The organism is Bacteroidota bacterium (genome assembly GCA_026391695.1).
Lineage (GTDB): Bacteria > Bacteroidota > Bacteroidia > Bacteroidales > JAGONC01 > JAPLDP01.
On sequence record JAPLDP010000005.1, the window covers coordinates 1 to 3,954 of the forward strand.

Consider the following 3,954-nt stretch of genomic DNA (forward strand, 5'->3'; position numbering starts at 1 on the left):
AACCAATGCTACAACGATTTTTCTGCTTAGCATAAGTTATTACAGCACTGGTATTGCAGGCCACACATTAGATGAAACTGCTGTATTTTGACAACTAAAGAAAGGAGATAACCGGCCATACCCATTTCCGGGCACCCTTGTAAGTCTGCTGCCATTTTTCAAAGCAATGGTTTCATCAGCGCCTCACCTGGTTTATTTGGATTCAGAAAAATACGGATGACATCTTTCGAAAAGATGGCATCCGTGCTTTCTTACAAATGCCACCCAAAAAGAGCCAAAAAACATCAAAAAAGCCGATACCCATTTAAGTGCCTGTTTATCAATATAAGGGATACATCATAAAGAATCCGTTGCTTCATTTATATTAGGATTTTATAGATATAATTCGTAATATTGATGGTAGCAAATAGTTAGAGCCTATGGACAGGAATTTTTTATTTTATGATTATCTTTGTAGAAATTCTTTGCAGCAATGACAACTATCGAACTTAAAAATAATTTCCACCATCTCATTGACAGCATTGACAATGAGCAGTTTCTTATGAAGTTTTATGATCTGATGAAAAGCAGAACTGCTTCTAAAGAAGGTCATTTATGGTCCCGCCTGACAAAAGAAGAGCAAGAAGAATTATTATCAGCTTTTAATGAAAGTGAGCGTGATGAGAATCTGATCAGCCATGCAGAAATTGTGAAAAAACATAAAAAATGGCTCTAGAAATTGTTTGGTCGAAAAGAGCTGATAAAAAATTTGATAAAATCCTTGAGTATCTTTCTAATGAATGGGGAAATAATGTAACGAAATCATTTGTTAAAAAGGTTTATGATTTCCTGGATATCCTAAGTGAATTTCCGGATATTGGAACACTGGAAAACGGAGAGAAAGGTATCAGAGGATTTGTGATTATCAAGCAAGTCAGCATCTTCTATATTATTCGAAATAACCTGATTATCATTCTGAATTTCTTTGATAACAGGCAGAGTCCCAATAAGAAACGGTTTTAATCCGCCCAAAGGCCCTAATAAATACGGATTTGTGTGGTCCGCCTCAAACGGACCCAACATAATGCCTTATTCCCGTTGCTCTTCTGCACCTCACCCTCATATTTTCGTATAACCGGCCATACCCATTTCCGGGCACCCTTGCCAGTCTGCTGCCATTTTTCAAAGCTATGGTTTCATCAGCGTCTCACCTGGTTTCTTTGGATTCAGAAAAATACGGATGACATCTTTCAAAAAAGATGGCATCCGTGCTTTCTACAAATACCACCCAAAAAGAGCCAAAAAAACATCAAAAACCAGAGGCAACTTGCCGGCAATTTGCATGTAGTTTTCTTAAAAAAGCCGGTATCCATTAAAGTACCGGTTTATCCATAAAAAGAGCTGTACCCTATATAATCCGTTGGTTTTATTTATATTAGGATTTCATAGATATAATTCGTAATATTGCTGTTAGCAAATAGTTGGGTGCAAGCCTATGAAAAAACTTGGTGAGAATAAGATTTATACATAACTTTGAAAAAAATAGAATGGGAATCTACTCTGAATATATCAATCAACGACTTTCTTTTGACCAAATTACAGGAGAAAGAAAGAATCAATTAAAAAGAATTTCAAGCATTCGAAAAAGGGATACTATCGTTTATGCTAGTGATTCAAATAAAGGAAACGCTCCCATATCAATATTACCTCCAGACTTATTGCCATTTAAAGATCAATTAAGCTATATAAAGACTAAAGAAGTTGATATAATACTGGAAACACATGGTGGACTTGCTGAAACAGTCGAAGACATGGTTGAATTGGTACGTTCGAGACATGACAGAGTTGGAATTATAATACCGGGAATGGCTAAAAGTGCTGGTACAATTTTTTCAATGGCAGGAGATGAAATACTTATGGGAAATTCATCATCTCTAGGACCAATTGATGCACAAATAGTGAGTAATGGTAAAAGATTTTCGGCTGATGCGTTTCTGGATGGTTTAGAGAAAATTAAAAAGGAAGTATCTGAAACTGGAAAATTGAATCCAGCATATATCCCAATGCTTCAAAGTATTTCACCTGGAGAAATTCAACACTTTGAAAATGCACAAAATTTTTCAAAAACACTCGTACGAAACTGGTTATCAAAATATAAATTTAAATATTGGGAAAAGCATAGTTCAAGTGGAAAAGTAGTAACACCCGAAGAAAAAGAAGCGCGCGCAGACGATATTGCTATAAAATTATGTAAGCACTCTGACTGGTTAACACATGGGAGATCGATCAGAATCAAGGATCTACAAGAAATGAGACTACAGATTTATGACTATTCAACCAATAATGAGTTAAATGATGCTATTGAAAGATATTATACTCTATTAAGAATGACTTTTGACTTGACTGGTATTTATAAAATTTTTGAAACTTGTTGTTCCCAAATTTATCAATCAATAAGTCAAGTAGCATTACCGGCTATTCCTGTACAAAAGAATATTAAAGCACAGGCAGCACATGCAGATTTTATTTGCCCTAAATGTGCATCTAAATATAAAATTCAATTAAATTTGGATAAAAACGTTAAACTTGATGCATCATCAGTTCCATATCCAAAGGACGACAATTTTATTTGTCCTAATTGTGGAACACAAACAAATTTGACACCATTAAGATTGCAACTTGAAGCACAATCAGGACTTAAAGTTGTTTTATAAAATATTTTTATGGAACCAATTAAAAAAGAAAACAGTAGAGATTTTTCAATAATCTTCATAGAAGTTGAAAAGTTTCACCAAAAAGATACATCTATTAATGACAATCTCGTTAATGAAGAAGATTTGCAACAAGACGAGTCAATAAGAGCGTTTGGTGAAATATGTCGAGAAATTAACTCAATTGAAAGTAACTCGACAGTTTTTATGACCTTTTCATAATAATTATAATATGACCAGCACCCAATAAATAAGGTTTCGTGTGGCGTCAGCCCAACATGAAGCCTTATTCTCGTTGCTCTTCTGCACCTCACCCTCATATTTTCGTATAACCGGCCATACCCATTTCCGGGCACCCTTGTCAGTCTGCTGCCACTTTTCAAAGCTATGGTTTCATCAGCGCCTCCCCAATTTTCTTTGGATTCAGAAAAATACGGATGATATCTTTCAAAAAGATGGCATCCGTGCTTTCTACAAATACCACCCAGAAAGAGCCAAACAAAACATCAAAAAACAGAGGCAACTTACCGGCAAGGTGCCTCTGTTCTTCATAAAAATGCCGGTACCCATTTAAGTTCCAGTTTATCTCCCAAAGTGATACACCATATACAATTCGTCGCTTTTATTTATATTATGATTTTATAGATATAATTCGTAATATTGCTGTTAGCAAGTAGTTGGCTGCCATAGCTTGAAAAATTTTCATGCTAATTAAAGGGATAAAAATTTCAGCTATCTTTGTATAAACACTCCAAATAGATATGCTAACAAAAGAAAATGTTATAAAGACGGTTTCAAAGCTTCCTGATAATTTCACTCTTGATGAACTGATTGACGAGCTTATTTTTATTGAAAAGGTTCAAAAAGGCTTAGAAGAATCATTAGCAGATAAAGTTTATTCAAAGGAAGAAGCTAAAAAAAGGCTCTCCAAATGGTTAAAGTAGTTTGGACCGGTTTTGCACTCCATGATCTTGATGATATTGGCGAATATATTGCCAAAGATTCTGAACGTTATGCAAAAGTTGTAATTCAAAATTTATTTGAATCAACAGATTTATCCTGAATAATTCATAAATCCAAAATTCGGATAAAAAGCTATACTATTTCCAGGACGAATACAAAAAATTAGGCAAGCTGGGATAATTTGTAAGATATTGATGCAGTTTTTGTTTTGACAAAATTCATTGTTCAGGTGAGATTTTTTAAAAAATCGCCGTTACTAACATTTTTTTTGGGTTATTGACAATGTTCTTCGCGTCCGTTG

General features: G+C 34.5%; 7 protein-coding genes. 6 read left to right on the plus strand and 1 reads right to left on the minus strand.

Translation table 11 applies throughout. The annotated features are described in order from the left end of the window. Positions 1–472 precede the first annotated feature (472 nt). From NT175_00070 to NT175_00085, 4 genes are all read left to right on the plus strand, one after another. Positions 473–715, plus strand: coding sequence for a hypothetical protein (locus tag NT175_00070; GenBank protein MCX6233109.1), 243 nt, complete (start codon positions 473–475; stop codon positions 713–715). Continuing rightward, positions 706–1,002, plus strand: a complete 297-nt coding sequence (locus NT175_00075; GenBank protein MCX6233110.1) for a type II toxin-antitoxin system RelE/ParE family toxin — start codon at positions 706–708, stop codon at positions 1,000–1,002. Before NT175_00070 ends, NT175_00075 begins: the two co-directional genes overlap by 10 nt. 524 nt (positions 1,003–1,526) lie before the next feature. After that, entirely contained in the window at positions 1,527–2,693 is a 1,167-nt protein-coding gene (locus tag NT175_00080; GenBank protein MCX6233111.1) for a Clp protease ClpP, read from the plus strand. Between the two features lie 9 nt (positions 2,694–2,702). After that, positions 2,703–2,912 carry a hypothetical protein gene (locus NT175_00085; GenBank protein MCX6233112.1) on the plus strand — a complete coding sequence of 70 codons (210 nt, stop codon included), beginning with the start codon at positions 2,703–2,705 and terminating at the stop codon, positions 2,910–2,912. Between the two features lie 163 nt (positions 2,913–3,075). Here the strand turns inward: NT175_00085 and NT175_00090 are convergent, their stop codons facing one another. Continuing rightward, positions 3,076–3,213, minus strand: a complete 138-nt coding sequence (locus NT175_00090; protein ID MCX6233113.1) for a hypothetical protein — start codon at positions 3,211–3,213, stop codon at positions 3,076–3,078. Positions 3,214–3,451: 238 nt separating this feature from the next. On the opposite strand from NT175_00090, the gene NT175_00095 reads away from it, so the two are divergent. Together NT175_00095 and NT175_00100 are read left to right on the plus strand one after the other, a co-directional pair. After that, positions 3,452–3,634 carry a hypothetical protein gene (locus tag NT175_00095; protein ID MCX6233114.1) on the plus strand — a complete coding sequence of 61 codons (183 nt, stop codon included), beginning with the start codon at positions 3,452–3,454 and terminating at the stop codon, positions 3,632–3,634. Continuing rightward, complete coding sequence (locus tag NT175_00100) at positions 3,622–3,753, plus strand: type II toxin-antitoxin system RelE/ParE family toxin (protein MCX6233115.1); 132 nt, start codon at positions 3,622–3,624, stop codon at positions 3,751–3,753. Before NT175_00095 ends, NT175_00100 begins: the two co-directional genes overlap by 13 nt. Positions 3,754–3,954 lie beyond the last annotated feature (201 nt).

Bases quoted from the DNA above. Each gene is read 5' to 3' on its own strand.
- NT175_00080 (MCX6233111.1), top strand. From the start codon at position 1,527: ATGGGAATCTACTCTGAATATATCAATCAACGACTTTCTTTTGACCAA.
- NT175_00095 (MCX6233114.1), top strand. From the start codon at position 3,452: ATGCTAACAAAAGAAAATGTTATAAAGACGGTTTCAAAGCTTCCTGAT.
- NT175_00085 (MCX6233112.1), top strand. From the start codon at position 2,703: ATGGAACCAATTAAAAAAGAAAACAGTAGAGATTTTTCAATAATCTTC.
- NT175_00070 (MCX6233109.1), top strand. From the start codon at position 473: ATGACAACTATCGAACTTAAAAATAATTTCCACCATCTCATTGACAGC.
- NT175_00075 (MCX6233110.1), top strand. From the start codon at position 706: ATGGCTCTAGAAATTGTTTGGTCGAAAAGAGCTGATAAAAAATTTGAT.
- NT175_00100 (MCX6233115.1), top strand. From the start codon at position 3,622: ATGGTTAAAGTAGTTTGGACCGGTTTTGCACTCCATGATCTTGATGAT.